Below are 25312 nucleotides of genomic sequence, written 5' to 3' on the forward strand. Positions count from 1 at the left end.
AATTTAATGATGATCAGACTTTGCCCGAACTGCACGACCGAACGGCCTGTCACCGAAATCTTCTGTGAAGGCTCCTTGAATGGACAAACCTGCGGCTGGGACCTGTCGGCGGTCGATATAACAGCTCCCGGCACAACAAGACCGAAAGCTACTCCGCCGCTATCCACGCCATCGAAGGATCCAACCTGCCGAAATGGTCATCAGGGCTCTCCCGGCGACCTGGTTTGCGGCGTCTGCGGCGAGCCGATCATTGAACGGGCTGAGCCGCCCTCATCAACCGAACCTCTTCCCGTGCCAGAGCTTCCGCCGGAGACTGAGACCGTCGTCGACGGTTGGCATCTGCAGGATCGGATCACTTCGTCCAGCGCGATTCGCGAGCGCTTCGTCGCAAGCCGCGCCTCAGATGGACAACGTGGAATACTCACACTTTACGCTGTAGGCTCGGAGCCCGACCAAGCGATCTATGATCTGCTCGTAAAGCTTCCTCGAGATCATGTCCCCGAATTCTTCGCAACCGGCCGCTGGCAAGACCGCGCCTACGAGGTCGCGGAGGAATTCAAGGGCGGCACTCTGGCGGATTTTGCCGTCGATCCTGCCGATCCGGCATCGTTTGCTATTTTAATCGGCGAGCTTGCCAAAGCCGTTCACGCCCTTACTGAAGCCGGATTGCGGCACAGGGATCTGCGCCCTTCCGTCGTCTTCGTGCGGTCCAACGATCCGCTTGATCTTGTGATCGGCGGCTTCGGATCGGCACGACTGTCCGAGTTCGACCTCGATATCGTGTCTCCGCTCGAAACCACCCGCTATATGGCGCCCGAGGCGATCGCCGGCGGCGTCGCCCCGGCTTCCGACTGGTGGAGCATGGGGATGATCCTGCTGGAGAAGATCACCCAGGGCGCCTGCTTCCAAGGCATCAATGAGCAGGCCTTTCTGATCCATATTCTCACCAACGGCGTACACCTGCCCGAAAAGCTGGATGAGCGGATCAACACGCTGCTGCGCGGTCTGTTGGCCCGTGATCGGCGCCAGCGCTGGCAGTGGAAGGAAGTTCAGGCGTGGCTGCGCGGAGAGAACGTATCAGCACCAGCAGCTGAGGCAGCCGGCACGAAAGAGGGGCAAAGCTCGATCTCCCTTGGTGGCAACCAATATCGCTCCGCAAACATGTTCGCATTGGCCGGGGCGGAAGCTGGGAACTGGGACCAAGCCAAGGCGCTCGTGCTTCGAGGTGCCGTTGCAAGCTGGGCGTCCGAAGCCGGCTTCGAAGCGGCGGTTGCGGCAGGTCTTCGGCAAATCGTGCGGACCGAACATCTTCAGGAGGATTTGAAGCTCTCCATCTCTTTGAAGACACTTAATCCTTCGATGCCGCTGATCGTCAGGGGCAACATCGTCACGCCGGGTTGGCTACTCGATCACCCGAGTGACGGTTACACGCTCATCACGGGGCCGGCCCCCGACCTGCTCCGGAAAATCGACCCGGACGATTGGCTTTGGCGTCTGAAGGTCCGCTCGGATGCGGTTCGAAAGCGACTGGACCAACTCGAAATCGCGGTCGAGGAGGATGCTTTGCGCGTCCACCTCCTGTCGACCTCGATGGCGCGCTTGGCCGCTCTCTGGGAGGAACGGCGAAGGCTCTTGCCCGATAGCGATCATGCTGGCATCGCCACCCTCACCGAGCGCCGCATCTCGGCGGAAGAAGACCTCATCATCCTGCTCAGCGCGACGTCGAACCAGTTCCGCTCCGCCTCCGAGGTCATCGAAGAAGCAGAAAAGGAAGCGTCCACAGCGGGGCTTGGCAAGTTTTCGGCCGAGGAAGCGATGGAACTGCTCGGCCGGCCGCGGCGCGAGATCTATCAGGCGATCGACGAGCGCATTCAAGACTTTGCCAGATGCGGCATTCAGCAGGTCGACGAGTGGGCGGATCAGTTTCGTCTCGACAGACTGATGCCGCTTGGGCGAGCGCTCGCCCTTCTCTGTGTAGAACTGGACGCCTGGAGACCGCTGCCAAAGCAAGGTTATGTGTCCACCATCCTCAGCTTCTTCGCCAAGCGGATTTCGGGCGGTGTCTTGCGCGGGCCGCTGACGCGGATGCTGATCGGCAAATCGACCAGGATCGACCTCACCGAGCTCGGTACGTCCAGAGTGCCGGCAAGCGACATTCTCGATCAACTGATCGGTCGCACGAACCGGACCGTAAACCTCGATCCGGCGGCTTTCGCCGATGATGATGGCCTTGAGCGAAGGTTGCGATCGCTGCATTCCCACGCGCTGCTCTACAAGCGTGATACCGGGATCGATGGCCTGTTTATGGGATTTCCGTTCCTGATCATGCGCGATCATCGGCCGAACGCGAGACCGCGAATCGCCCCGGTCCTGCTGTGGCCGGTTCGCGTCAATCCCGAGGTCGGAAACCGCGGTCATGTCACTTTATGCTATGGGCGCGAGAAAAACCCGGACACGGAGATCGAGCACGTTCTCGTCAACCCGGCGCTCGAAGCCATGCTCGGCATCCCGGAGGCGAGACGTTGGCATGAAGCTGCCAACGAGCTTCTGACCCATGCAAGCCTTTCGGTCCAGGCGGCGATGGACGCATTCAGCCGATTGGCCGAGCCGACCAACAACGAATTGACGGCCCTTCCCGGCAAAGACGTCCAGGTCGGCGCCCAAGAGCGTCAGCTGGTGCCGGCAGCCGTGCTGTTCCACCTGGCCTTCATGGGCCAAGCGGTGATGAAGGATCTCGAGACCCTCCGCGGCATGCCGCCGACGGCCACGGCACTCGAAGCAGCCCTGCGCCTGAACGAACAGCAGGCGGCGTCTTCGGCGTTCCCTCCAGTGAAAGAGGCCGACCGCTACTTTACGGCGGACAGCGATCCCTCACAGGAGGCTGCCGTGCTCGAAGCGCGTCAGGCCCCCGGACTCGTGATCGAAGGGCCTCCCGGAACCGGCAAGAGCCAGACCATCGTCAACATGGTCGCGGACGCGATCGGCACCGGAAAATCGCTTCTCGTCATCTGCCAGAAGCAAGCCGCCCTCGAAGTGGTCCGCAAGCGCTTGGACAAGGAACGTCTGACGGACCGCTTCGTCATGATCACCGACGCCAATCGCGACCGCGAACCGATTGTCGGCGCAATCCGGTCACAGGTGGAGGCTTTTCACAACCGGTCTGCTGGCGGATCTCCGGCCTGGAAGCGCGAGCGCGATCGCTTGGCCGCGCGCATCGAGACACTCGAGATGGAACTGGACCGCCGCCAGGTTGCGCTCCATTCCGTGGACGATCGGACCGGACTGTCGTATCGAACGCTGCTCGGCGAGCTGCTCGAGATCGAAGAAGGTGGTGCGAAGCCGATCGACGCCCCTGAACTCCGCGCCTTGCTGGCTGATATACATCCAGCGGAGGTGGCTGCGATCGAGGAGAATTGCGGTCCGCTCGCGAAATTCTGGCTGGCGTCGAAATTCGAAGACAATCCCCTGTCCGCGCTCAAGCCGTTCAATCCCGACCGAGGTACCGCCGCCGCCCTCGCCTCGCATCTGCAGGCATTTTCGCAAGCCGACGCCCGGCGGGAGCAAACCGACGCTGAGACATCGAACTGCCTGAAAATATCGGATGCAGTGGAATTTCGTTCCTGGCGTGCCGAAGCGGACGAGCTCCGCTCGATCAGCGATTCAGTCTGCGCAAATCTCGCTCGATTGCGGCCGCTGTTTCGCAACGTCGAGGACGGGACATCGGAAGCCACGCGTATTCTCGAGGGCCTATCAGCGATCAAGGAAATCTTCTCATCGCTGGACGGTCCGTCCTACAAGCCGAACTTTTGCTCCAAACTCATCGCCTTCGATGAGGAAGAGCTCTGCTCCGCTGGAGAGCTCGCGGGCCAGGTCCGCTTGCCGGCACGCGCCCTACAATGGATCAATCCGCTCCATTGGCTACGAACGCGCCGTGTACGCCAGCTCCTCGCCTCATTGCAGCTCCCGCAAGATAACGACGCCATCAGCTCGTTGTATTATGCAGTCGAGCTCGAATTGGCCATTCGCCAGCCGAGGCGCGAACTCGAGCAATATTTCACGATTCTGTTCGGCCGCGCGCCCAATCTGGATCTGGCGCCCGGTAAGCTCGCCGACTTCGCTGAGCGCCTTGGCTCGTTCGTCAATGGTCTGGGCGGCCACAATTCGCTGATCGATCGCTGCCCGAGCCGGCTTGAGCTCGACGGGGCGCTGTCGGCCGGAACTATCGAAGAGCTCGGATCGTTCTTCGAGCGGGCTGATCTCGCGCTCACAAGGCATGACACGCGCGAGGAGAGCCGCGCCTCCTTGGAGCGGCTCAAGACCTATTTTGATGAACTGTGGCTCGGATCGAGACGCTCGGCGATCGAGAATGGCCGTTCCAATGCGAGCGCCATTGATCAGATCGTCCAGGCTCTGCCAATGCTCAACAACTACCAGGAATATCGACTTCGATCTTCGCGACTGGACGCCAAGGAGCGCGCCATATTCGCAACGCTCAGGTCCAGAGAGAGCGAACTTGCGGAAGTGGCTTCCGAGGACCTCGACGCCTGCATTCGCGCCACCATAGGGCGCGAGGCCCGTTTGGCATGGAAGGCCGACATGGAGGGTGCAAATCCTGACGTCTTGTTCGACGCCGAGGAGCTGGATGCGAAGGTAAAATCGCTGGCGGAAGCTGACGCGCAGATCAGGCAATACAACCGCGATCTTCTCGTCCAAGGTATCGATGCAGCAAAAGTGCGTCCCACCGGCGATTGGGACGCGATCACAAGGCTGCGTGGCCCAAGAGCGCTAAGATTGCGCGAATTCATCGATCGCGCCGCTCCACTTGGCCTTTTCGCGCTCCGGCCCGTCTGGCTCATGACACCAGATGTCGCGAGCCGCGTCCTGCAACCGCGCGCCGGACTGTTTGATACCGTCATCTTCGATGAGGCTTCGCAGATGCCGGTTGAATATGCCCTGCCCTCGCTCTTCCGCAGCAGGCTCGTTGTCGTCAGCGGCGACGAAAAGCAGATGCCGCCGACCTCCTTCTTCGCAAGTAGGGTCGAGAACGATGAAGCGGCGATATTCGACGGTGAAGAACCAGAAGAGGGAGCCAGCGAGGAGGAACGCGAGGCCTTCGCGGAGACGTGGAATCGCAGAGAGATCAAGGATTGTCCCGACCTGCTCCAACTCGCCCGCTCCGTTCTTAGGACCCGTACTCTGCAGGTGCACTATCGCTCAAAGTATCGAGAGCTGATTTCATTCTCGAACGCATCGTTCTACGGCAACACGCTCAGCGTCCCCGTTCGCCATCCCCAAGACATAATCCGCAGGCTCAAGCCGATCGAAGTGGTGCGCTCCGACGGCACTTACAAGGCCCAGACGAACCAAAAAGAAGCAAGCGATGTCGTGCAATACCTGGCCGAGCTTTGGGAGGATCCATCGCCGCCGTCCGTCGGTGTCGTCACGTTCAACCGCAAGCAGGCCGACGCCATAGAAGATGCTTTGGAAGAGCGGGCCGAAGACGACGCAGCGTTCCGAGAGGCATTGATGCGCGAGCGCGAACGTATCGAGCACGGCGAGGACATGGGCTTTTTCGTCAAGAATGTGGAAAATGTGCAAGGCGATGAACGGGACATCATCGTTTTCTCCACGACCTTTGGTCGCAACGAGCATGGCGTGTTCCGCAAGACCTTCGGCGCGCTGGGGCACGCTGGCGGCGAGCGCCGCCTGAACGTCGCCGTGACGCGCGCAAGGGAGAAGGTGGTCATAGCCACATCCATGCCGATATCGGAGATATCGGATCTATTGACCAGGCGGAGCGGACCCAGGGTTCCGCGCGACTATCTGCAGGGCTATCTCGAATATGCCAGGACCATCTCCGATGGACTTACAGACTCCGGGAAGACGCTTCTGGACCGGATGGTCAGCGAACAGCGCCCTCACAACGATTCTGGCAGTCATGAGGACGACGGCTTCACAAGATCAGTCGAAGCCTTCCTGGAGGCGAATGGCTACAAGCCCAGTCGGGCCCGCGATGGCGGCGCATTCAGCCTTGATTTCGCCGTAACCGATCCTCGGACCGGCCTTTACGCGATCGGCGTGGAATGCGACGCGCCGCGACATCGGTTGCTGGAAAGAGCGCGTGCCCGCGAAATCTGGCGTCCCAACGTGTTGGGCAGAGCTGTCCCTTACGTCCACAGGGTTTCGTCGTATGCTTGGACTCATGCTCCAGACGCCGAACGCCAGCGGCTCAAGAAAGCTGTCGAACACGCACTCGGTGGGGGAGCATTGCAATGAGCGGGCCCAAGGCATTCAGGATCGTTACCCGAGCCGAGATCATCGCGATCTGCCGCCGCAATCTGGCGCGGCTTGACGCCGCGATCGAAAGCTGGACCTCCGCCGGCAGACGCAACGGGACGATTGAGCAGAAGGACATCGACAAGGTCAGAGCCCGGCGGGATGAGGTTCGTCGCCTGCTCGAGGCCGATCGTTTCGCCGAACTTCAGAAACAGGTCGCCGCCGAAATCGGCTTCCTTCAGGCGGACTCGGAACGCCGGATTGAACGCGCTGCCGAAATTGCGGCCCGTTCGAAGCGTGATTTGAGGCGTTCCAAAGCAGCAGCCGAGGCGCTGCTACAAAGACTGCAAGCTCTGAAAGTCGAGATTCCCGTCGACATTCGAAGCGAGCTCAGTGGCTCGGCGGCATCTTCCGAACGCCTGGAAGCGGCCATGGCAAAGGCGCTGTTGCTGCTTCCTTCCGAGGCGGCACAGGATACTGCGACAGATCGCCAACGCGAGCTTGCCATTCGCCTGGGCGCAGGCGAACGCCGTGACACTCTGCAGGAATGGATCGCTCGACAGCCTCAGGAGATCGAGGATCCAGCCTTGGGACAGGTCGATGCTTTCCTCGGCGAATTGCTCGGGCTTGGCATCGATCCCTCCCCCTTTTCGCACCGTGTTGCGTCCCTGGAAGCAGAGCCGGCGGCTCGAAGATCGCTTATCGCAGATAGCCTTCTGTTGGATCTGACCGCGGCTGTGAAGGACGGCCGTGCCAAGGCGCGGCTAGCAGACGAGCTCCGGGCGCGAGGCGCCGAGCTTTCAGTGATGCAGTCAGCCGAGGCGACCTCGCTGCTGACCGAGATCGACGAGATCCTCGCCTCGCCGTCGCCCAGCAATGGGCAAGAACTCGTCAGACGTGCGGACTTTCTCATCGAGGAAGAATTCAAGGTGATGGCCGCCGCGGAGCGCAGGCGCGCGGTGCTCGAAGGTCTTGCCAGCCTCGGATATGAGGTATCGGAGGGAATGGCGACCGCCTGGGTCCAGAACGGCCAGATCGTCCTGCGTAAGGCGGCCAATCCTGACTACGGGGTAGAACTGTTGGGCGGATCGAGATCGGATCTCCTTCAGGTGCGCGCCGTGGGGATCGGCAGCTCGGCCGAAGCTCGCGATGCGAATCGTGACCGCGACATGGAAACGATCTGGTGCGGCGAGTTCGATCGCCTCAAGGCGCTTGTCGCTAAAGCAGGCGGCAACGTTGCGATGGAATTCGCAAGGCCGGTCGGTCAATTCCCTCTGAAGATCGTCTCAGATCGGGATGCAAGCCACCAAGCGGATGTCGCCATACGAGCACAACGAGAACTACCTCTCAACCGCCGTGCTTAGCAACTTGCGATACTCAAGCAGGGATCACTTTGAATGGAGCAAATGCGGATTTTTCCAAGAATCGAATCAACCAGCTGAAATCGCGGCTTCGTCGCTGACAGGCAATGCCGGGTCTCAGTTCAAGCCAAGATTGGTACATTTGCCGCTGCTCCGGCAGCCAACAGTACGGCAGGCTGACCGGGCTCTCATGAGGCCCGCCGCCTGGCTCGGTCAGTCGCGCCCTTTCAGACATCGTCGGCATGCTCAAGTTCCGCCACGCGAGGTGGGCTGAGGTGAGATCGTATTGATCCGTTTCGTGTCACGCGCCACATTCCAAGCGAGAAAACCAATGTTTTTCAATAGGTTGGAGGCGAGCTGCAATAGAAAACCGCCTCGATAATCGCCCATTCGAATATCAAGATTGACAAACGCTCCCAAAAAGGGAACATTCTTCGGGCATGAGAATTATCGCTTGGAGCACCTTGGCAGCCTACGCGGCGAAGCATCCGGAGACGAAAACTTCCCTTACGCGGTTCAAGAACCTAGTTGAAGCCGCCAGTTGGACGTCGATGGATGAGGTCCGCCAGGCTGCGCCCCATGCAGTGATCTTGAACGCTCAGCGTGTAAGGTTTGAGATCGCGGGCGGTAACTATCGGCTGATCGTGATGATCCATTTCCGGAGACAAATCGCCTACGTCAATTTCATCGGGACCCATGCCGAATACGACAAGATCGACGCTTTGACGGTTTCGATGTTTTAGAGGACGCAATATGGAAATTCGCCTGATCAAGAACGATGAGGACCATGCTGCAGCGCTCGCGGAGATCGCGAAGCTTTGGGATGCTGTCGAAGGTTCGGAGGATGACGACAAGCTCGATCTTCTCGCGACTCTGGTCAGCCGCTACGAGGCGACACGCTGGCCGATCGATAGTAACATGGATCCCATCGAGCTTATCCAATTTGCCATCGATGAACTCGGACACACCCAAGCCGAACTCGCGGAGCTGCTCGGATCGCGATCGCGTGCGTCAGAGGTTTTGAATCGGAAGCGCGCTCTCTCGATCGATATGATCCGAAGGATCAACGAAGCTTGGAAGCTTCCTCTTGAGCTCCTGATCAAGCCGTACTCATTGCAGCCGGCCGCCGCCTGAGCGACAACGCGCTCGCTCGGCCTGGGTGGGCGCGCCCGCTACATGACGCTGGAAACCATCGCGCCGTTGAGCGATGATCCAACCGTCAGCCTTCCGGCGATCGCCAGCTGACCCGCCCGGCTCTTGCCGGTGAACGCGGTGACCCACCGCCAGCTACACCGCGCCCGGGGACACGATCCCGGCGAGAAGTGGAAACAGCGATATCGAAGATACTACGCTGCCAACGGATAATGCTCACCGGAATAGCAGGAAAAGGCTTTCGCGGAAGCGACAAGCTCCGCATCGCTGATGCCGAATTGATGTGCGAACTCTTTCTGCAAGGACGACTCAACTTCGCCAAAGAAAGCTGCCATGTGTCCAGGCACAGTCTTAGCGGTAGCTGGATCGTTTAGACAAAAAACGAGCGTCTGCGCGTCCAGCTGTTTGCCGTGAGGCGCATTGATAGTGGCCAGAACTATAGCGATCATCATACGTGATCCATATACCCGAGAGCAGCGGGGGATTCCCGCTGGACGCGGTGTAATGTCGAATCCAACGAAGATCCAATATCAGAAGAGCATTGTGTTATCGATCGACGACAAGAACATCCATCAGTCAATTCGAGTTCAACCAAATCCATCGAAGAATCATTCACCCAATCGTCAGCGTACGCGCCCGCTCAGCTCGGCTTCCATCTTTTGAAGGGCCCTGCGACGAAACAATAGTGGCATCGACGTTGGCTGCGGTCGCTAAAACCAACGTGGTCTTTCGCAGGCTGGATGAACTCAAGCGACACATGCCATCGATAAAATGCACAGGTCGTCCAGTTAAGGCTCAAATTCCTCGGTCAAGCGCGATTTTTTGACGGATTTCACCAGCGCCGTTGTGCGAAGTAGACGCCCGTCTCAAATTGTGAAGCTGGCGCGTACCTTGAAAGACACTTGGAAGCCATCATCGGGACCGGACGGTGCAGTTTGCGGGGACGAGCGTGGTATGCGGGGAGCTCGGCTGGCGGCGTCTCGTGTCGGCGCACCGCACTCGGCGGATCGAGGCCGCTTGCAGCAATGCACGCAGACCTGATGTCAAAGAGCAGATCGGCGTTCAGAGCGGCCGCTCGGCTGCAGGCGGGACGGAGTTGTAGTTTGCACTTCAAGTGCTTGGGCGCCCGCTCTTGCGCGGATACACGCCGCGTCCTGTGGTCGGCAACCGACAGAACTCTTTCCGCCAGCAATGGAATCCGTGTTCACATTGCCGCGCTCCGCACGTTTGCATTGCTCAATTTCGGGCGCTGCGGCGGCATCGCTGGTGGCAGCCCCCCTTGCGAGCTGCGTTCGCACCTGACGGGACCACGTCTGCCTCTGTCCGCACACAAATTACAGAATTACTAATTGCGAATCTCACTCTTTGATTGATATATATCGACTATTCAACCACTGATAATAGCGGAAAAATGATGTCAAAAGTTCCTGCCTACCACACGAATTCACATGAATATCCGCCGTCTCATCGCAACGTCTATCACGACCACGACGACTGCCCGACCGGAAAACAGATCAAGCAATGGCACCGCGAACCCGGTCGAGATGACAGGCCACGTTGCGATGATTGCAAGAAGCTCGGCTAAGTCGCGAATTTTTCAGCCAGCACGATCGATGGATCCCTGCCGAGCCAAAGCTCCGTAGGTTGATGATCCTGCGCGGCGGCGCATGTCGCCGCGCCTTTCTATCGGATGACGACCGAAGACGACCATAGCAAATCGTCCCGTTCCCTGGACCCCGCGCCCGCTTGCATCAGCCACAACGACACGTCTGGCGGAACAAAGCCACCGCTCCCTAATATCAGCCCGCTATCTCGAGCGCCAAAACGCGCCGTCAACGTCCACGAAATCAACTCCATTCAAGATTAACATCGGATCGGCCCCCACCGCTACACGCGGTAAGGGCATATGGGACCGATGCCGGGACTCGAGGACAACAACTTCGCAATCGGATTCACTCTCTGGATCTGGTCAGCTCACGGTCGATAGCATCGACTTGCTGGTCCAATTCCTTCAGTCGCTTCACAAGAACAGCCGGTGCCATACGGGCATTGGCAGGTAGCGCCAAGCCCTCGTCACCCAGCAAGTCCACCAGCCCATCCACCCTTTTTCCCGGCCCTGCCCGACAATGATTCCGAACTCAGCAAAGTGAGCTCGAATAGCGCAAGCCGTCATTGTTCTCTGGCGCACGAGCAGGCCCTCTTGCGCAATGAAGCATCAAGAAGCCTTGGTTCTCGACGCTCTTGATCGGAACAAACCGCATATTGGGACGTGTGACCGCCTCGCAGATTGCTGCCGAATCAGCCGCATCGTTCTTGGCTCCCCGTCGCACATAAGGTTTGACGTAAGCCGGTGGAATTAATCTTACATCGTGTCCAAACCGCCGACTCTCCCGCGCCCAGTGATGAGCGGTCGCACAGCCCTCCTCGGTGCCAACCAGGCAACGTGCAAGCGATGAGAAGAACGACATGACTTCACCTCGCCGCAGGTACTGACGACCGGTCACTCGGCCCCGGTTATCAACTGCATGGATGTGAAACACGTGCTTCCAAATATCCAACCCAATTGTCGCGGCTTTTATTGGTGAACTCCTGTTGGCGGGTTCGTGCATTGACTGTATATCGCTGGCGCCGAGAGAGCGGAGCCGTCTTCCCCATCAACGGACGGCGGCGGCATGGGCTGTTGAACGAGACGTTGTTCACGTCACTGGCACAAGCCCGCTTCACATAGATGTTGGCGGGCCGACGACAAGATACACGACCACACTCGCAGCTTGGCTGGAGAACCCCGTCCGAGTTCGCGATGACCTGCCACCCGCGCCGGGATGGGCGCTGCGCTATGCCGAAGGCTCCGCGTCAGCCCCGTCGCTTCAATCCCCAACCGGGCAAATCCAACGGCAAGGACGAACTCAGGACTGGATACAATTCGGGGGCAAGGTCACAATTTGTCTATCTTCGCCACGCCACGCGCAACGAACTACTTCAACCACACACCAATGATTGTACCGAGGGAGCCGAAAGCCCATTTTTCTTGATCGGCATTGTATCTCTTCGAGAGGATGATGATCAGGCTCACAATAAGAACGATGATGCTTATGACAGGCTTCATTAATTGCTGCGCAAACTCGTACCAAGGCCTTCTGCCCGTACCTTTGCATCCTCCACTTTCACAACCTGCTGGACGTTCTGGGTGGTCGTTTTGACAACAGGGGTGCAAACGGGCGGAAGCTTGATGCCTCCGAGATTAATGTTGGGTGACCTGCATTCCGTTGTCACGGTCTGCGTCGGAACGGCCACAGTTTTCGTTTGCTCGACCGTTAGGTTCTTCTGCAGCTCTTGTAATCGCGTTTCGTAGTCTGCCCGTATCTGAGCGATTTTTTCGCTGTCCGCCTGAAGCTGGTTCAAAGCTCGAGTATAGAAATAGGATAGCCCGCCGATGGCCAGGACGAACAAAAGGGTTCCCCAAAAGAGTGCTTTTGCCATGGGTGTGCTCCAATAAAAAGTCAAGCCAGCTAGAAGCCGGCGCAACAAAAACGGCGCTTCTGAACATCACGATGTCATGGCGTTGTCGTTGGGGGCTTCCGATAAACCGCTTCGGCATTTGGCCTATCGCATCGCTTCACTATGCTGCGATATTTGGTCGGTAGGTATCGGAGCATTAGTGACATCGAGCACGCTTCGAGGAAGAGTTGATTTCAGGACCGAACGACCAGCATCTATCCGGAATAAAAATGGCAGGATCGCTTCGCTAAAGCCGCTGATCAACGACTTACCAAATTGGGCCTTCAGCGCCCGAATATGTCCGGACCATGAGCTCGCTCGGCTTGTGAGCGCCTGCTGCAGTCCGATCACGCGGCGCGACTCAAGCGTTGCGGATTTCGGGTGGCACCTCATTGGCACTTACCTCGTGGCAGTTGCCGTAGGTGCAGTCTGACCGAAGGGAGCATTCCAGCCACGACCCATCAGCTTGCTTGAGCCATTTGAGCGGCGGTTTGTTACAACGCGCAACTCGGTCAACCAAAGCATTCGTTGCTGGGTCATCCGACAGAGAGTCGGAGACGGCCTCCGCGCTGGTTATTCTTGCTGTCTTGACAGCGCGCTGCTTTCTCGTTTTTTTGGCCATTATTACCCTCCGATCAAAGATCTACGTTAGAAATTCTATTGGCCCAGGGCACTTTTGAAGCCGGTTGTAATGCCGCTGGTCAACTGCGAAGCAATGTGCGTGCTTTCGCCGATCGGGATGAGGAAATTTCCGCTCTGTGTCTTGTCGAGCGGCGCAAAGGTCACCACGAGGTCATGCTTGCGATTGCGCAAAGCCGACAACAAGTTGCCGCTCTGATTGAACGTCGCTCTCACGAGCTTCCATGCAGGAGTAATGCTTCCGCTGGTATCGATTTCGAACGTTACTTGGTGCGAAAGCACATTTTGCTTCGCGACGCTTGTGATTTGCCCTGTCGCGACGCCGTTGACCATCGCGTCGAGCCACTCTGCCAGTTTCAAGTCGCTCTGAATCAGTAGTGAGTCCGTCGGCGCCGTGGTGTCACGCTCACATCTTCCGTTTGGTCCCAGATAGAGCTCGCTCACCTTGTAATAGAAGTTTACTTTATCCACGCGAGTCGCGTCTGCCGATCCATTGAATGCACCGCTCAAACTGAAGATCGACGAAGGTGGTGACGGAGGGAGCCAAACGGCTGTCGGATTAGCGGTCGACTTCTCTTCAAGCTGAATAGTGAGGGCGACCTGAGCGCCCCACTTGCGCAAGAAAAGCGCATCAGACGAACCGGCTCTTGCGTTGAGAACCCTGGTGACGGCATCCTCTAGTTCGCAATGAACGCTTCGAACGATCGCCTGCACCAAGGCATTATTGGAGGCGTATGACCCACCGTTAGGAAAATCGCGGATCTCTGGGACGCGCAACCCGCATCCGGCAAGCACACAACCAGCGAAAAGTGCAATCAAATTGGCTCCTGGCCTCAACATGCCAAATCCCCGAGCTTAGAATTTTACAGTGTGCAGGCTTCTGGAGGAGCCGAGGGCCACTCCGGTCAACCCTGATCAAAAAAACTGGTTGTTATCGAATGCTTTTCCATCTGAGCGCGCAACCAGCAAACGTTGTCTTATTGGATTTCATGAACCCGCTGCTGCGTCTCCGCCACAGGACTGCACGTTTCGGACAAAAGCGGGATGTTGAAATGTGCGGGGCGGGTTCGCTCGGACAGTCTCTCGCGGATTTCGTTGACGGGCGCGAGGTACCCTGGCGCCAGAAACGCGATCACGGCGTGCGAGCTGCTGCCGTTTTCTCTCGAGGAAGATACAGAGCGCACCGAGTGTCGCGTTAATGCTCGAATTCTTCGGCCGAGCGCGATCATTGAAGGATTTCACCAGCACTGCTGAGCGAACATCTGACCCGATCTGGATATCTCTCGCCGATTGGCCACTGCACGGCCCCATACACCGACCCGTCGAGTTACGCCCCCTCAAAAGTAGGGCTTTGATTGTTCTGTAAACCTGCGATTGTATGCCATGAAACAAGTTGCCAAGGGGGTAAGATGATCCGATTGATTATTGGCGTAGGGCTGATGGTTGGCGTGGCCGGCACCTCGCAAGCTCAATACTTGGGGACCGGCTCAAATCCCAACAGCCACGGCGTATCAGGTTATACTCGCAGCAACGGCACTTATGTGCAGCCCTACACCGCTACGAACCCGAATAGCACCCAGCGCGACAACTACGGCACTCGCGGCAATTACAATCCCAATAACGGAACATTCGGTACCCGGACGCCGCGGTACTGAGAGGCGCTCCAATGGCAAAATCAACGCGCAATACGGGCAAGCCCTGGACCTCTCAGGATGTGACGCAACTCAAGCAGCTCGCAAAGAACAATACCCCAACTCGCGTCATTGGGCTGAAACTTGGGCGAACCGCGGACGCAGTTTACAATAAAGCCTCGTCCGAGGGCGTATCGCTCAGTCCGACAAATCAAAGCCCATACAACCGCCGCAAGGATTGAGGTCATCCCCAAGTACCAACGTTGTCCACCACCCTGGTCGAAAAGAGATCGAGGTGAGGAAGGACGACGTTGAGTTGGGGATAGCCGAGGCATGGAGATGCAGCGCCTCTATTGGCAAGAAATGATCACTCTCAAGCGCGATGCTCGCTATGTTGATCTTTGCCTCGCTCGCACTGAAACGATCGACCGATGTATCAAGGGAGCGCTTGCGATTGCGGCAAGCTCATCCATTGGAAGTTGGATCATTTTCAAGGAGTATTCGTTTCTCTGGGCCACCATCGTTGCTGCCTCCCAGGTCTTGCAGGTGGTCAAGGAGTATCTGCCCTACAAGAACCGTTTGCGAGCGCTGACAGGCCTCTCCCAGGATCTGAATGCAATCAGTCTCGCAGCTGAGAACAGCTGGTTTCGGGTGAGTTCGGGCAGCTTATATGACGAGGATATCCACGAGCTACGGTTCGACTTGAAGCAGCGCAAGCTCGCGGCCGTGCAGAAGGCCTTTCCGGCCGCCGGCTTGCCGAACAATAAGAGGTTCGAAAAGCGAGCCGATGAAGAGGTCCAGGACTATTTTTCGATCTATCTAAGCCAAGGCAAGGAGGCCTAGAGACAATGAGCGACAAGAAGATCAATGTTCCTCAAGGAGGACATAGGGTTATTGGCGACCACAAGGGAGCCGTCTTGCCAACCAAGCCAGCGAAGGCACCGATGCCAGCTGTGCAACCGACACGAGGCAGTCGCCCCGAAGCCCCTGCCAAGCCGTCGAAGCCGAAATAGCAAGGGAGGGGAAGCGCAGAGGCCTGCCCTTTGACGCAATATGGCCGCCAGCGATGGTCTTCAGGTCGACCGGCGGGTAACGCTTCCGGCTAAAAGATAAGCACTATTGGCTTGGATTGCTCTCGTCATTTTGCAAGCGGCACGTTGAGTGCCAGATTAACAACTTCTTCGTTAGCGCCGTAACGTGAAATCGTCACGCAAGAACGAGGCCTTGAACGCAGCTTCCAGGCTATCTGCCGACAGAGGCGCAATCCATGGCAGTCGCCCCAACCACCGCACCCGTCCAATCTCGCAAATCGCTCTCACGGCGTCCGGGTTCTTTTCGCCAATCAAGGCAACTCCAAGAATGTCGATCTGGCGCCTTCGGAGCGCCTCTATGGAGAGCAATGAACAATTAATTGTGCTCGCAGTTGTACTGGTGCACAGCACTACAGGAATTCGCCACCTCTCCAAGAGGTCAATGTAAAGCGAACCACAATTCAGCGGCTCCATCAGTCCCCCGGTCCCCTCGATCACGAGCGGCTGTCCTCCGGTGTCCGGCACATCCAGCAATTCGGGCTTAATGCGAGCCTCGTCGATTTCCGCGGAACAATGCGGCCGAGCGGTCGTTTGCAGTCGGTACCCCTCAGTCACAATGCGATCCGGCGGAAGACTGGCAAGCCGAGCGACGCACTCGGTGTCCGTCTCTCCTTCGAGGCCGGCCTGAATCGGCTTCCAGAACTTTGCGCCAAGGAGATTGACGAGCCCAGCGCAGAACACGGTCTTTCCGACGCCGGCGCCTGTAGCCGTGACCGCGATCCGCTGCTGGCTCGCCGATCTTGATCTCTTGTCAAGCGTTGTGCCCACCTCATTCTCCATTATATGCAGCGGGCGCCGGCGCAAAAACCGCTTACTCTTCGCAAGTCGTTCACGCCGGTGCCCTCAACTTCCGGATCTAGCAACGACTGCTCATCGATGCTGCTGCGTGCATCGCCCCCCCCCTCAACGCTGAACAGCAGTGCGATATACCCGGGATGCTCGTCGTGATTGGCGTCCACCGACCCGTCTCAAAAAGCTCCGAATGCGGACTGTTACATCCAACTATAGACGGTCGGCCGGCACGACAGCTCCCTCCTAGAGTTGCGCTTGATGCGTTGTGGCAGGTTAAGATTGTTATCGGCGCGCAAATATTGTCCGGATTGGACGGAGATGCTCACGAGCCACTGGGTGTATCCCAATAGATACAGAACGGTCCGCTTCGAGCGACAGCTGTGCGATTGTGGGTGATTTTACCTGATCTGTCGGAAAATAGCCGATCGGGGCATATTAGCCGTGACTCGACGGGATTTTTGCAGGTTTGACTTGAGCACGCGAGTTTATCGATGGCGGGCGGCCCCAGTAGATTTTCGCGTAATCAATCACCATGATCCTGCAAATAACACATCGACGCCTCGCTGGGTGTTGGTTGGTATGCACCCAGTGTCTGTTTTCCAACGGAACGAGTTCCGACATTGTTTGATGTCGAGGTCGCGAGCAGCGCCCTTACAGGAGCTCAGAGCGCGCCACCTCGATCACCTTTATACGTAAGCTACGTTCGGACCATTGGGCACGACAATTCTCAGATCCTGCTCAAGTGCGAGCGCTGCGGCACATTCGCGGCATTATCGATGTCAAAGATGCTCCGGCTGTCAAAGCCCGTCAGCATTGCCTCAAGCTAAATCCCGAGATAAGAACGGGACCAAGTTACGGCGTCACTTTTGCGGCCACCATGATCCGTCATATCGTCTTCTTCACAGCCAAGGAAAAAGCCGATCTCGACCGAATCATCGAAGGTCTCTCGGTTCTCACCTCAATCACGTATGCGCGCCGGCTCGAGATTGCCCGCAACCGCAAGAGCGACCAGCTCGGCAATGATGTCGATGTCGTGGTGTATGGTGAGTTCGACAGCGAGGCGGATCTTGCTGCGTACAAGGCGCACCATCTATATCAGGAAGCGATCCGGTGCGTACGACCACTCCGGGAGTTGCGCTTTGCCGCTGACTATGAGCTGTCGACAGACGTGCATTTCGCAGGAACGGCAGGCCTGGGGCAAGTCGCTCGGCGCAGCGGACCAGTTGGTCGTGAGTAGCTTGATGATCAGTCGCAGGACTTTGTACGTGTCGGGCGGAAATAGCCCTCGTTGGGATGGCAATTGGGGCGCGGACCTCACGGCCTGCCGGTCGTCGTAGCAGGTAGACTATGCACGTCTGCGAGTTGCCATGGATTGAGCCTATTAAGGCGCTGCGCTGCTTTGCGCAGCGGCCGCAGCTTACCTTTCTCGATAGCGCGGCAGAGCATGAGCTGCTCGGACGTTACTCATACCTGGCTTGCGAGCCGTTCGGCACATATTTCGTCGCCGATGGACAGGCAAGTTGGAATGGACAGGCCCTTATAGGAAATCCATGGGAGGCCCTCCGCGGGCTTCTTGCCAGATACAAGGAAGCGCATCGCCCGGATCTCCCCCCATTCCAGGGCGGCGCAGCCGGCTTTCTTGCCTACGATCTGAACCGAACACTGGAGGAGTTGCCGGCACCGTCAATTCCGGGTCTCGGGTTACCCCAGTCAATACTGCATTTTTACGATGTGGTGGTCAGCTTCGATCACCCCGATCAGAAGTGTTGGATCGTCTCGACCGGCTGGCCGGAGCAGGAGTCCACTCGACGGGCCGAGCGGGCGCGTCGTCGCGCGGACGAGTTTGCAGCACTGCTTGCCAGGCCAAAGTCGCCGCGGATCGTAATCCCTTGCACCGCGGGTCAATGGCATTCGAATTTTAGCCGGGAAGGGTTCAAAGCGGCCGTCCAGCGTGTCATCGATTTAATCTTCGCTGGAGACATATTCCAGGCGAACATCGCACAACGCTTCAGTGCCAAGGTCTCCCCCCTGTTCGATCCGCTTACCTTTTATTGCCAGCTCCGCTCTTTGAACCCAGCCCCGTTTGCGGCACTCCTACAATATGACGCGCTGACGATCGCATCGAGCTCTCCTGAGCGATTTCTGAAACTTGACGGACGGCAGGTCGAAACACGGCCGATCAAGGGCACAATCGCGCGCTCCGCCGATTCTGCGGTAGATGGGTTCCGGGCGGAGCTCCTTTTGGCCTCCGAAAAGGATCGCGCCGAGAACATTATGATCGTCGACCTGCTGCGCAACGATCTCTCACGCGTTTGTACCGACAATTCGGTCGACGTTTCAGCTCTTTGCAACTTGGAATCCTATGCCTCCGTGCACCATCTTGTGTCGGTGGTCGAAGGCGCACTTGGCGCAGACCAAGACGCCGTCAGTCTGCTTCGCGCCTGCTTTCCGGGCGGCTCCGTGACCGGAGTTCCAAAGGTGCGAGCAATGGAAGTCATTGCAGACATCGAGAAAGTGGCACGAGAGGTCTACTGCGGGGCGATCGGCTTCATCGGATTCGACGGATTCATGGACACGAACATTGCGATCCGCACCGTTGTGATCGACGATGACGTGGCTGTGTTTCATGCCGGCGGCGGAATAACGGCGATGTCGGATCCTGAAGCCGAATATGAGGAAACGCTTGCCAAGGCAAAACGACTGTTTCAGGCCTTCGGTGTCGATCCAACCGGTGCATTTTGATTGTCATCATCGACAATTACGATTCCTTTGTATTCAACATTGCGCGCTATTTCCGCAAGCTTGGCGGACAGACGGAAGTGGTCCGAAATGACGCGATCAGCGTGGCTGATCTCGCTGGGCTCCAGCCTAGTGCAATCGTCATATCGCCCGGACCCTGCACGCCAATGGAGGCTGGCATATCCAACGCGGTTGTCCGGGAACTCTCGGGACGCGTCCCAATCCTTGGTATCTGTCTGGGTCACCAGTGTATTGGACGCGTTTTCGGCGGAAGGGTGGTGCGTGCACATCGTCCCATGCACGGCCAAGGCTCGCTGATAAGACACTATGGTCGCGGGTTGTTCGAGGAACTCCCGTCGCCATTTTGTGTCGGGCGCTACCATTCTCTGGCGGTCGAACTGGATCAATCACACGCACCGAATCTCATGGTGACAGCCCGCTCGAATGAAGGAGAGATCATGGGTTTGTCCCATCGGCAGCATCCGACCCATGGCGTGCAGTTCCATCCGGAGTCCGTCCTTACTCAGCAAGGGCCCGTGCTGTTTAGGAATTTCTTGCGATTAGCCGCCAATTTTAAAGTGTGAGGGGGGAGCCTCCATCGAACGGCGAGCAGGGTATTCGCGAATCGGTTTGCAGAGCCATGGGCAAGACATAACGACACAGCGAAACACCCAATCAGTACGTTGCGTACGCAGGTTTCTCTTTTGGTACAGCCTCAATTGAATTATCTGGTGACGCATCGACTCTTCGCATGACCTCCATTGGGAGAGGCGGGTTTTCTTCTGATTCCTCGCAAACCATTATTCGAGATCCGCCAAGGGATTGGCGGTGCCTAGGCGGTAGTATCGCTACCGCTGCCCTAGCGGGCGTTTCCTCCCTTGACTTGGCCGCCGGTCCAATCGGATCGGCGGTCCTCTTCGATATCAAGTCGGCGCTCTCATGATTGAGGAATTCCTACAGCGATCTGCAGCTCGACGACGCCGGCTGTAGCTGCAACGTCTGTCATCGTGGTTGAAAGCATTCATGCAACATAGAGGTGTCCAATTCAGCATTCGCGAAGCACTCCCCGGCGAGTGGCGCTACAGTTTTGAGGTCGATAGCAAGAGGATCAGTGGCAAGACCCGAACCAGGCTGCAAATTCTTGCGGTCCGACGGGTTAAAGATCGCATTAATCGTGAACTGAATCGCAGCACGGAACATGGAAGTTGACCGGTTGCCCGTGGGTTCGAATCCCACCCCTTCCGCCACGAATCCACATAAGCTATTGATTTTTATTACTTTTATGGCGCGTTTCGCGCCCTGCCCTAGCGTCAGCCCCTGCGTCAACTGGCTCTGCCGCCGGACGAGGAAAAAACCATGAACACAAGCGTTAATGCCGGTAAACTCTGAAACCATCACTTGCGGATTCGCAGCATGTCCCTCCACGCAACTCGCGGCTCGACGCCCGCCGGCTCTTCACGGCGCAGAAGTGGATACACGCCTCCGCCCCAGCGGCACGCCTATCCCTTTCCGGAGCTTCTAAAACGTATCGGCCGACCGTCACTCGAAGAGAGGCAGATGGATTTCCTGCGCGACGCTGCGACGGGACGAGAGGCAACCGTATTCTATGCCGGCAACCTCGATTTGCTCGACGCCCCGACGGTGTCAATTGTCGGCACCCGAGAGGTTTCCGACGCGGGGTGGAAACGCGCGTCCCAGTTGGCGCGCGAACTCGCCAAGCGTGGTGTAACAATCGTGAGCGGTCTGGCCAAAGGCGTCGATACCGCCGCGCTGGGTTCGGCTATCGATCACGGCGGCAATGTTGCGGCTATTATCGGGACGCCGCTGGACAAAGCGTACCCGGCCGAGAATGCGAGCCTTCAGCAGCAAATTTACGCCCATCACCTGTTGATGTCGCCCTTCAAAGAAGGCGACCGCGTGTTCCGGTCGAACTTTCCGGTACGGAATCGAGTGATGGCCGCCGTCAGCGACGCGACCGTGATTATCGAAGCTTCCGATACGTCCGGGACTTTGCATCAAGCTGCCGAGTGCGGACGCCTCGGCCGTTGGTTGTTCATCGCTAAATCCGTAGTCGACGATCCCGCCTTGTCATGGCCAAAGAACTTCATTGGCAAACCGAAGGTCGGAGTCCTGTCGTCGATCGACGACGTGCTCAATGCCATTGCCCCAGCTTAAGCTCATCAGCGTTTGCGCCTATCTAACGGACACGGATGTCAAATGGCGTCCCGAAGACTATCGCGCGTCCAAGATGGTGAAAGCAATCAAAGGCGACCCGATCAAGGGGTATTTCAGCAGCCAGGTTGGTGGGAAGTGGCGCAAGTATGATCAGAAGACGGTTCAACAATTCGTCGCGCGCGTGCCGAGAGCGCTGAGCGCCAACATTCTTCGGCACTACGAAACCGCCGCTACGATCGTCCCAATACCTAATTCCCATGTGATGGCGCCCGACACGGCGGGATTTAAAACGCTTGAGCTTGCAAACAAGATCGCGGAACACAGCAATGGGCTGTTCAAAGTCGAACCTGCGCTGGTCTTCAAGGAGGTGCAGCAGAAGTCTCGCGAAGGTGGCCCGCGCGCTCCAGAGCACTTTGAGGATGCTTACAAAGTCATTGCTGAGATCGAGGGACCCATCATCCTGTTCGACGATGTTTGCACCGGTGGCGGCCACCTGATCGGCGCCCATTGGCGGCTGCACAATGAGACCGATAGCCCCGTCGTTCTCGCTTGCACGTTCGGTCGATCGACCAAAGAGCAGCGCAAGAATCCGGTCGGTCTTTACGCCGAAGACATTGATGTCTCCCGGTGACCGATAAAGGCGGTTGAGCTATGGGGGAGTCTGAAGAGCAGCCGACCCAAGAAGAAATTGCCGAGTTTGAAGAGCTGCAGCGCCAGTTCAACGAAAATTACTATACCACTATCGGCAAGGGCATTTCGGCATGGTCCCGGAACGAAGGTCTCCTCGTTACCGTCGGCGCTATTCTGCTGCGCACGACATTCGAAAAGGCAGGTCTCGTTTTCTACTCGATCATTAACTTTCATGCCTGGCTCTCGATTATCGACGAACTCTTCGAGAACGATCCACAGTATCAAGACCAGCGCCCACAGTGGCTCGCGATCGCAAAGCAGCTTAGGAAGCTAAACGACACTCGTGTTCGCTTGGCTCACCAGGAGGTTCATGCAGGCAAGGGATTCCTCGAAGCTGTAGCGGCGGGTGAAGAGGAAGAGGTGTTATATCCGTCGCTCAAACCTAACCAATTCGACACCCGAGCAAAGTCAAAGAAGCACTCGTCCCTACAATTTGAGGACTTGGTGAACTTCATCTCAGCCCTCGGCGACGTCGCAACAGATCTCGCTGAGCTGTCGCAGCGTATGGCTGAAATCTATCTCAAGCCAAAAAGAGCACTCGTGCAAAAGCTGCGGGACCGGCTGGGACGCGACTACGTTGCCGGCGGCTAGATACCGATTGAATGCAGCCCTGGCTGCAGGATAGCGCTTGCAGTCGGCCACCGCTTCCGGGTATCTCGACATCGTCCAGAAGTTCATTGCCATCATATCAATCCCGGTTTCGATCGGGCGGAGCAATGCGTCACATGGACGAGTCACCACAGCAACAGTCCCTCGCGCTTTCGATCCAGGAAGCCTGCGCGGCGGCCAACGTCAGCCGCACCTATCTGTATAGCGCCATGCAGGCTGGCGAGCTGCCAGCGAAGAAATGCGGCCGCCACGTTCGCATCCTGCGCGCTGATCTTGAGCAGTGGTTGCGGGACCTCCCGCCCGCTTTCAAGTCAAGGCCGCGCTCAGCGGCGGGCGTACCCCCGTCGCTCGGGATTTGCATTGCTGAGAATCGGGATAGGGGGAGCCTCGCAGCCCCTCCCACCGAGTCACCGGAGGCGGTCGCCCGCCCCCGGTTCCCACAGAACGTGGCGTGCGGATTTCCCGCACCGACGCTCTTCGACAGTTGGTTCACAGCACCGCAAGCGCCTGCAGCTCCCGATAAGGAAGGCGCAGCTTAGGCTTCAGCAACGGTGTCCGTTCTTTGATTTGGTTGAAGGCGTCCCAAGTGAGGTGGCCGCCTGCCCAGCTGCGGCTGCGCAGCATTCCGCGCCAGTAACGCTCCACGGCCCGATAAACTTTTACGAGACTCCGGAGATTTCCGGCGACGCCGTAATAGGCATAGTGGCCGCGCAGGACGACGTTGATTTCACCGGCCTGGTCACTGATTTTGTAATGCCGTATTCGCCGCATCAGCTCCTGCAGAGACATAAGGCTGCGCTTTAGCCGAGATTTCTCGGTGCGCATCCCAACCTTGAAGTTGCCTTTTTGGTTTCGCGTGCAATAGAGCGTCAGACCCAGAAAGTAGATTGTTTCCGGGCGGTTTCTGCCGCGTTTGCCCGCGTGTCTTTGCGCGAACCGACCAAACTCGACCAACTTGGTCTTGGTCGGCTCTAGAGCGAGGCCGAACTTCCCCAACCGAAGACGCAAGGCCTCCTGTACGCGGATGGCGTCCGATCGATATTGGAAGCAGATCACAAAGTCGTCGATATAGCGCACCAGTCGGGCTTCGCCCTGCAACCGACCCTTCACCACGCGTTCGAACCAGAGGTCGAGAACGTAATGAAGGTAGAGGTTGCTCAAAAGTACACTGATCGATCCGCCTTGTGGCGTTCCTTGTTCGCTCGGGTGCACCGCTCCGTCTTCCAAGACGCCCGCTTTCAACCAGCGCCGGATCAAGCTGATCAGGCGCGGATCACCGACTCGATGTTCGACAAACCGGAGGACCCAATCATGATCGAGACTCCCGAAGAAGTTCTTCAAATCCGCCTCCAACACCCAGCTGATCATGCCGCCGGCGATGACCTCATTGAGGGTCGCCAAGGCATGATGGGCGCTGAGCTTCGGCCTGCCGCCGAACGAGCAGGGCAAGAAGTCCTGCTCGTAGATGGTGGACAATACCTCAGCCGTGCTGCGCTGGAGCGCCCGGTCGGAGACAGTTGGAACCCCGAGGGGGCGCTTCTCCGTCTTACCGGGCTTGGGGATATAGACCCGCCGAATGTTCGGCGCCCGATATCCCTGGCGATGGATGGATTGGAGCATTGGCCCCATCCAGTCCTCGAAGCTCTCCTTCGCCGCCTCCACCGTCTGTCCGTCCACCCCGGCGGCGGAGCGCTTCGGAATCTGTAATAGATTCTTTTGCACTCGGTCGCGCGTGATGTGATGGGCCAACGAGGTGAAGCGAAGATTTGGCTCGCGTCGAGCTTTCACTGCTATTTGTTCAAGTTTCGTTTCCATGGTCAGCTGATCTTCTCTTAGAATAGAAGGCCGTGACTCCCGTTGAATGGAGCCCATGTCGCCCAAGAACAATCCAACTACCGCTGACCGCTTCCCCATGTGGCCGGCTCTCCCGTCCTCGGAGTACTATCGGTCAGTCTGACTTCCACCCGGTCGTCAGACCCTTCTCACCTCAGCGGCTTGGCAGGTCTTACAAAGCTTGCGCTTGAACCGGATGGATCTCCCTTGTTCACGCTGCTTCCTTTGATTGCATGCTGGCGGTACGAACCCCGGGAGCACCTCTGACCGCTCGCGTTGTCGCGGCCCGCGGTTCCGCCTTCCCCTTTGAGAGACAGGGTCGGCTACTCCGATCACGTTCGATTTCGGGGCTATTTTCCCGTTCACTTCATTCCGGCCTACAACCTCCCTGTCTACGCTTCGCAACGGCCGTTACCGGACGCCACGCAAGACTCGGTTCGCGGCTGCTCGCTAGGCTTTGCCGCGGCCGTCATCTCAGACGGCAGACTTCAACGCGCTTGCAAGGCGCAACTCCCACACCACCGTACATACGGGTCCGTATACGGCGGTTCGCTGGATTAAGCGGCAAGAGTTGTTCTGTTGCCGCCGTAGTTTGGGTGTCAGCAATCGTCGCGCCAGCTTCGACTCCTCTGATCAGCGTCAGTCAGGGTTTCACCCCTTCCCGCCGTTCCGAGGCCAGTTGCCCGGAATTCAGTCGCATGGCCGATGCGATATCGCTGCATCTACTCGTCACTTCCAGCGTTCAGGCCTTCGGCGAAACTCGTTCCGCCTACTATGCCCTCTGCTGACTTCTGCACTGCGGTCAGATCGCCTTACGACGACCTCA

General features: G+C 57.9%; 21 protein-coding genes and 2 pseudogenes. 16 read left to right on the forward strand and 7 right to left on the reverse strand.

Annotation, left to right across the window (positions count from 1 at the left end; genetic code table 11):
- Positions 1-6 precede the first annotated feature (6 nt).
- The 4 genes from ACVIYL_RS00510 (at position 7) to ACVIYL_RS00525 (ending at position 8771) form a co-directional block, all read left to right on the forward strand.
- Positions 7-6276 carry an AAA domain-containing protein gene (locus ACVIYL_RS00510; RefSeq protein ID WP_456777413.1) on the forward strand — a complete coding sequence of 2090 codons (6270 nt, stop codon included), beginning with the start codon at positions 7-9 and terminating at the stop codon, positions 6274-6276.
- Complete coding sequence (locus ACVIYL_RS00515; protein ID WP_456777414.1) at positions 6273-7640, forward strand: hypothetical protein; 1368 nt, start codon at positions 6273-6275, stop codon at positions 7638-7640. Before ACVIYL_RS00510 ends, ACVIYL_RS00515 begins: the two co-directional genes overlap by 4 nt.
- A 437-nt stretch (positions 7641-8077) precedes the next feature.
- Positions 8078-8380, forward strand: coding sequence for a type II toxin-antitoxin system HigB family toxin (locus ACVIYL_RS00520; RefSeq protein WP_456777415.1), 303 nt, complete (start codon positions 8078-8080; stop codon positions 8378-8380).
- Between the two features lie 10 nt (positions 8381-8390).
- Positions 8391-8771 (forward strand): helix-turn-helix domain-containing protein, encoded by a 381-nt coding sequence (locus ACVIYL_RS00525; RefSeq protein ID WP_456777416.1) that lies wholly within the window; start codon positions 8391-8393, stop codon positions 8769-8771.
- A 212-nt stretch (positions 8772-8983) separates the two neighbouring features.
- On the opposite strand, the gene ACVIYL_RS00530 is transcribed toward ACVIYL_RS00525, so the two are convergent.
- Both ACVIYL_RS00530 and ACVIYL_RS00535 read right to left on the reverse strand, forming a co-directional pair.
- Entirely contained in the window at positions 8984-9238 is a 255-nt protein-coding gene (locus tag ACVIYL_RS00530; RefSeq protein WP_456777417.1) for a hypothetical protein, read from the reverse strand.
- A gap of 1655 nt (positions 9239-10893) precedes the next feature.
- A pseudogene (locus ACVIYL_RS00535) lies at positions 10894-11368 on the reverse strand (IS110 family transposase); the annotation flags it as partial.
- Positions 11369-11445: 77 nt separating this feature from the next.
- On the opposite strand from ACVIYL_RS00535, the pseudogene ACVIYL_RS00540 reads away from it, so the two are divergent.
- Positions 11446-11654 (forward strand): annotated as a pseudogene (locus ACVIYL_RS00540) (integrase core domain-containing protein); the annotation flags it as partial.
- Positions 11626-11898 (forward strand): hypothetical protein, encoded by a 273-nt coding sequence (locus ACVIYL_RS00545; protein ID WP_456781976.1) that lies wholly within the window; start codon positions 11626-11628, stop codon positions 11896-11898. The pseudogene ACVIYL_RS00540 and the gene ACVIYL_RS00545, both read left to right, overlap by 29 nt.
- Here the strand turns inward: ACVIYL_RS00545 and ACVIYL_RS00550 are convergent.
- Positions 11895-12269, reverse strand: coding sequence for a hypothetical protein (locus tag ACVIYL_RS00550; RefSeq protein ID WP_456777418.1), 375 nt, complete (start codon positions 12267-12269; stop codon positions 11895-11897). The two genes, ACVIYL_RS00545 and ACVIYL_RS00550, sit on opposite strands and share 4 nt — an antisense overlap.
- Before the next feature lie 675 nt (positions 12270-12944).
- Positions 12945-13745 carry a hypothetical protein gene (locus ACVIYL_RS00555; protein ID WP_456777419.1) on the reverse strand — a complete coding sequence of 267 codons (801 nt, stop codon included), beginning with the start codon at positions 13743-13745 and terminating at the stop codon, positions 12945-12947.
- A gap of 590 nt (positions 13746-14335) precedes the next feature.
- Between ACVIYL_RS00555 and ACVIYL_RS00560 the strand changes: the two genes are divergently transcribed.
- The 3 genes from ACVIYL_RS00560 (at position 14336) to ACVIYL_RS00570 (ending at position 15400) form a co-directional block, all read left to right on the forward strand.
- Positions 14336-14581, forward strand: coding sequence for a hypothetical protein (locus ACVIYL_RS00560; protein WP_456777420.1), 246 nt, complete (start codon positions 14336-14338; stop codon positions 14579-14581).
- Between the two features lie 11 nt (positions 14582-14592).
- Positions 14593-14799, forward strand: coding sequence for a hypothetical protein (locus ACVIYL_RS00565; protein ID WP_456777421.1), 207 nt, complete (start codon positions 14593-14595; stop codon positions 14797-14799).
- A gap of 91 nt (positions 14800-14890) precedes the next feature.
- Positions 14891-15400: a hypothetical protein gene (locus tag ACVIYL_RS00570; RefSeq protein ID WP_456777422.1), complete on the forward strand. Its 510-nt coding sequence runs from the start codon at positions 14891-14893 to the stop codon at positions 15398-15400.
- A 341-nt stretch (positions 15401-15741) separates the two neighbouring features.
- Here the strand turns inward: ACVIYL_RS00570 and ACVIYL_RS00575 are convergent, their stop codons facing one another.
- Positions 15742-16416, reverse strand: coding sequence for a dethiobiotin synthase (locus tag ACVIYL_RS00575; protein ID WP_456777423.1), 675 nt, complete (start codon positions 16414-16416; stop codon positions 15742-15744).
- A gap of 766 nt (positions 16417-17182) precedes the next feature.
- On the opposite strand from ACVIYL_RS00575, the gene ACVIYL_RS00580 reads away from it, so the two are divergent.
- The 3 genes from ACVIYL_RS00580 to ACVIYL_RS00590 all read left to right on the forward strand — a co-directional run bounded on the left by ACVIYL_RS00580 (position 17183) and on the right by ACVIYL_RS00590 (position 19763).
- The gene (locus tag ACVIYL_RS00580) at positions 17183-17677 is read left to right on the forward strand and encodes a Dabb family protein (RefSeq protein ID WP_456777424.1); all 495 of its coding nucleotides are present in this window, start codon (positions 17183-17185) and stop codon (positions 17675-17677) included.
- A gap of 110 nt (positions 17678-17787) precedes the next feature.
- Entirely contained in the window at positions 17788-19182 is a 1395-nt protein-coding gene (pabB, locus tag ACVIYL_RS00585; protein WP_456777425.1) for an aminodeoxychorismate synthase component I, read from the forward strand.
- Complete coding sequence (locus ACVIYL_RS00590) at positions 19179-19763, forward strand: anthranilate synthase component II (protein WP_456777426.1); 585 nt, start codon at positions 19179-19181, stop codon at positions 19761-19763. The genes pabB and ACVIYL_RS00590 overlap by 4 nt, the downstream gene beginning before the upstream one ends.
- Positions 19764-20181: 418 nt before the next feature.
- Here ACVIYL_RS00590 and ACVIYL_RS00595 read toward each other — a convergent pair whose 3' ends face one another.
- On the reverse strand, positions 20182-20574 hold the full coding sequence (locus ACVIYL_RS00595) for a hypothetical protein (protein ID WP_456777427.1): 393 nt from the start codon (positions 20572-20574) through the stop codon (positions 20182-20184).
- A 162-nt stretch (positions 20575-20736) separates the two neighbouring features.
- On the opposite strand from ACVIYL_RS00595, the gene ACVIYL_RS00600 reads away from it, so the two are divergent.
- The 4 genes from ACVIYL_RS00600 to ACVIYL_RS00615 all read left to right on the forward strand — a co-directional run bounded on the left by ACVIYL_RS00600 (position 20737) and on the right by ACVIYL_RS00615 (position 23192).
- Positions 20737-21354, forward strand: a complete 618-nt coding sequence (locus ACVIYL_RS00600; RefSeq protein ID WP_456777428.1) for a DNA-processing protein DprA — start codon at positions 20737-20739, stop codon at positions 21352-21354.
- Positions 21335-21985 carry a hypothetical protein gene (locus tag ACVIYL_RS00605; RefSeq protein WP_456777429.1) on the forward strand — a complete coding sequence of 217 codons (651 nt, stop codon included), beginning with the start codon at positions 21335-21337 and terminating at the stop codon, positions 21983-21985. The genes ACVIYL_RS00600 and ACVIYL_RS00605 overlap by 20 nt, the downstream gene beginning before the upstream one ends.
- A 20-nt stretch (positions 21986-22005) precedes the next feature.
- Positions 22006-22635, forward strand: coding sequence for a hypothetical protein (locus ACVIYL_RS00610; RefSeq protein WP_456777430.1), 630 nt, complete (start codon positions 22006-22008; stop codon positions 22633-22635).
- Between the two features lie 134 nt (positions 22636-22769).
- Complete coding sequence (locus tag ACVIYL_RS00615) at positions 22770-23192, forward strand: helix-turn-helix domain-containing protein (RefSeq protein ID WP_456777431.1); 423 nt, start codon at positions 22770-22772, stop codon at positions 23190-23192.
- Here ACVIYL_RS00615 and ltrA read toward each other — a convergent pair.
- Positions 23143-24468 (reverse strand): group II intron reverse transcriptase/maturase, encoded by a 1326-nt coding sequence (gene ltrA, locus ACVIYL_RS00620; RefSeq protein ID WP_456777432.1) that lies wholly within the window; start codon positions 24466-24468, stop codon positions 23143-23145. The genes ACVIYL_RS00615 and ltrA overlap by 50 nt on opposite strands.
- Between the last annotated feature and the right edge of the window lie 844 nt (positions 24469-25312).

The sequence above is a fragment of the Bradyrhizobium sp. USDA 3315 genome, assembly GCF_054056795.1.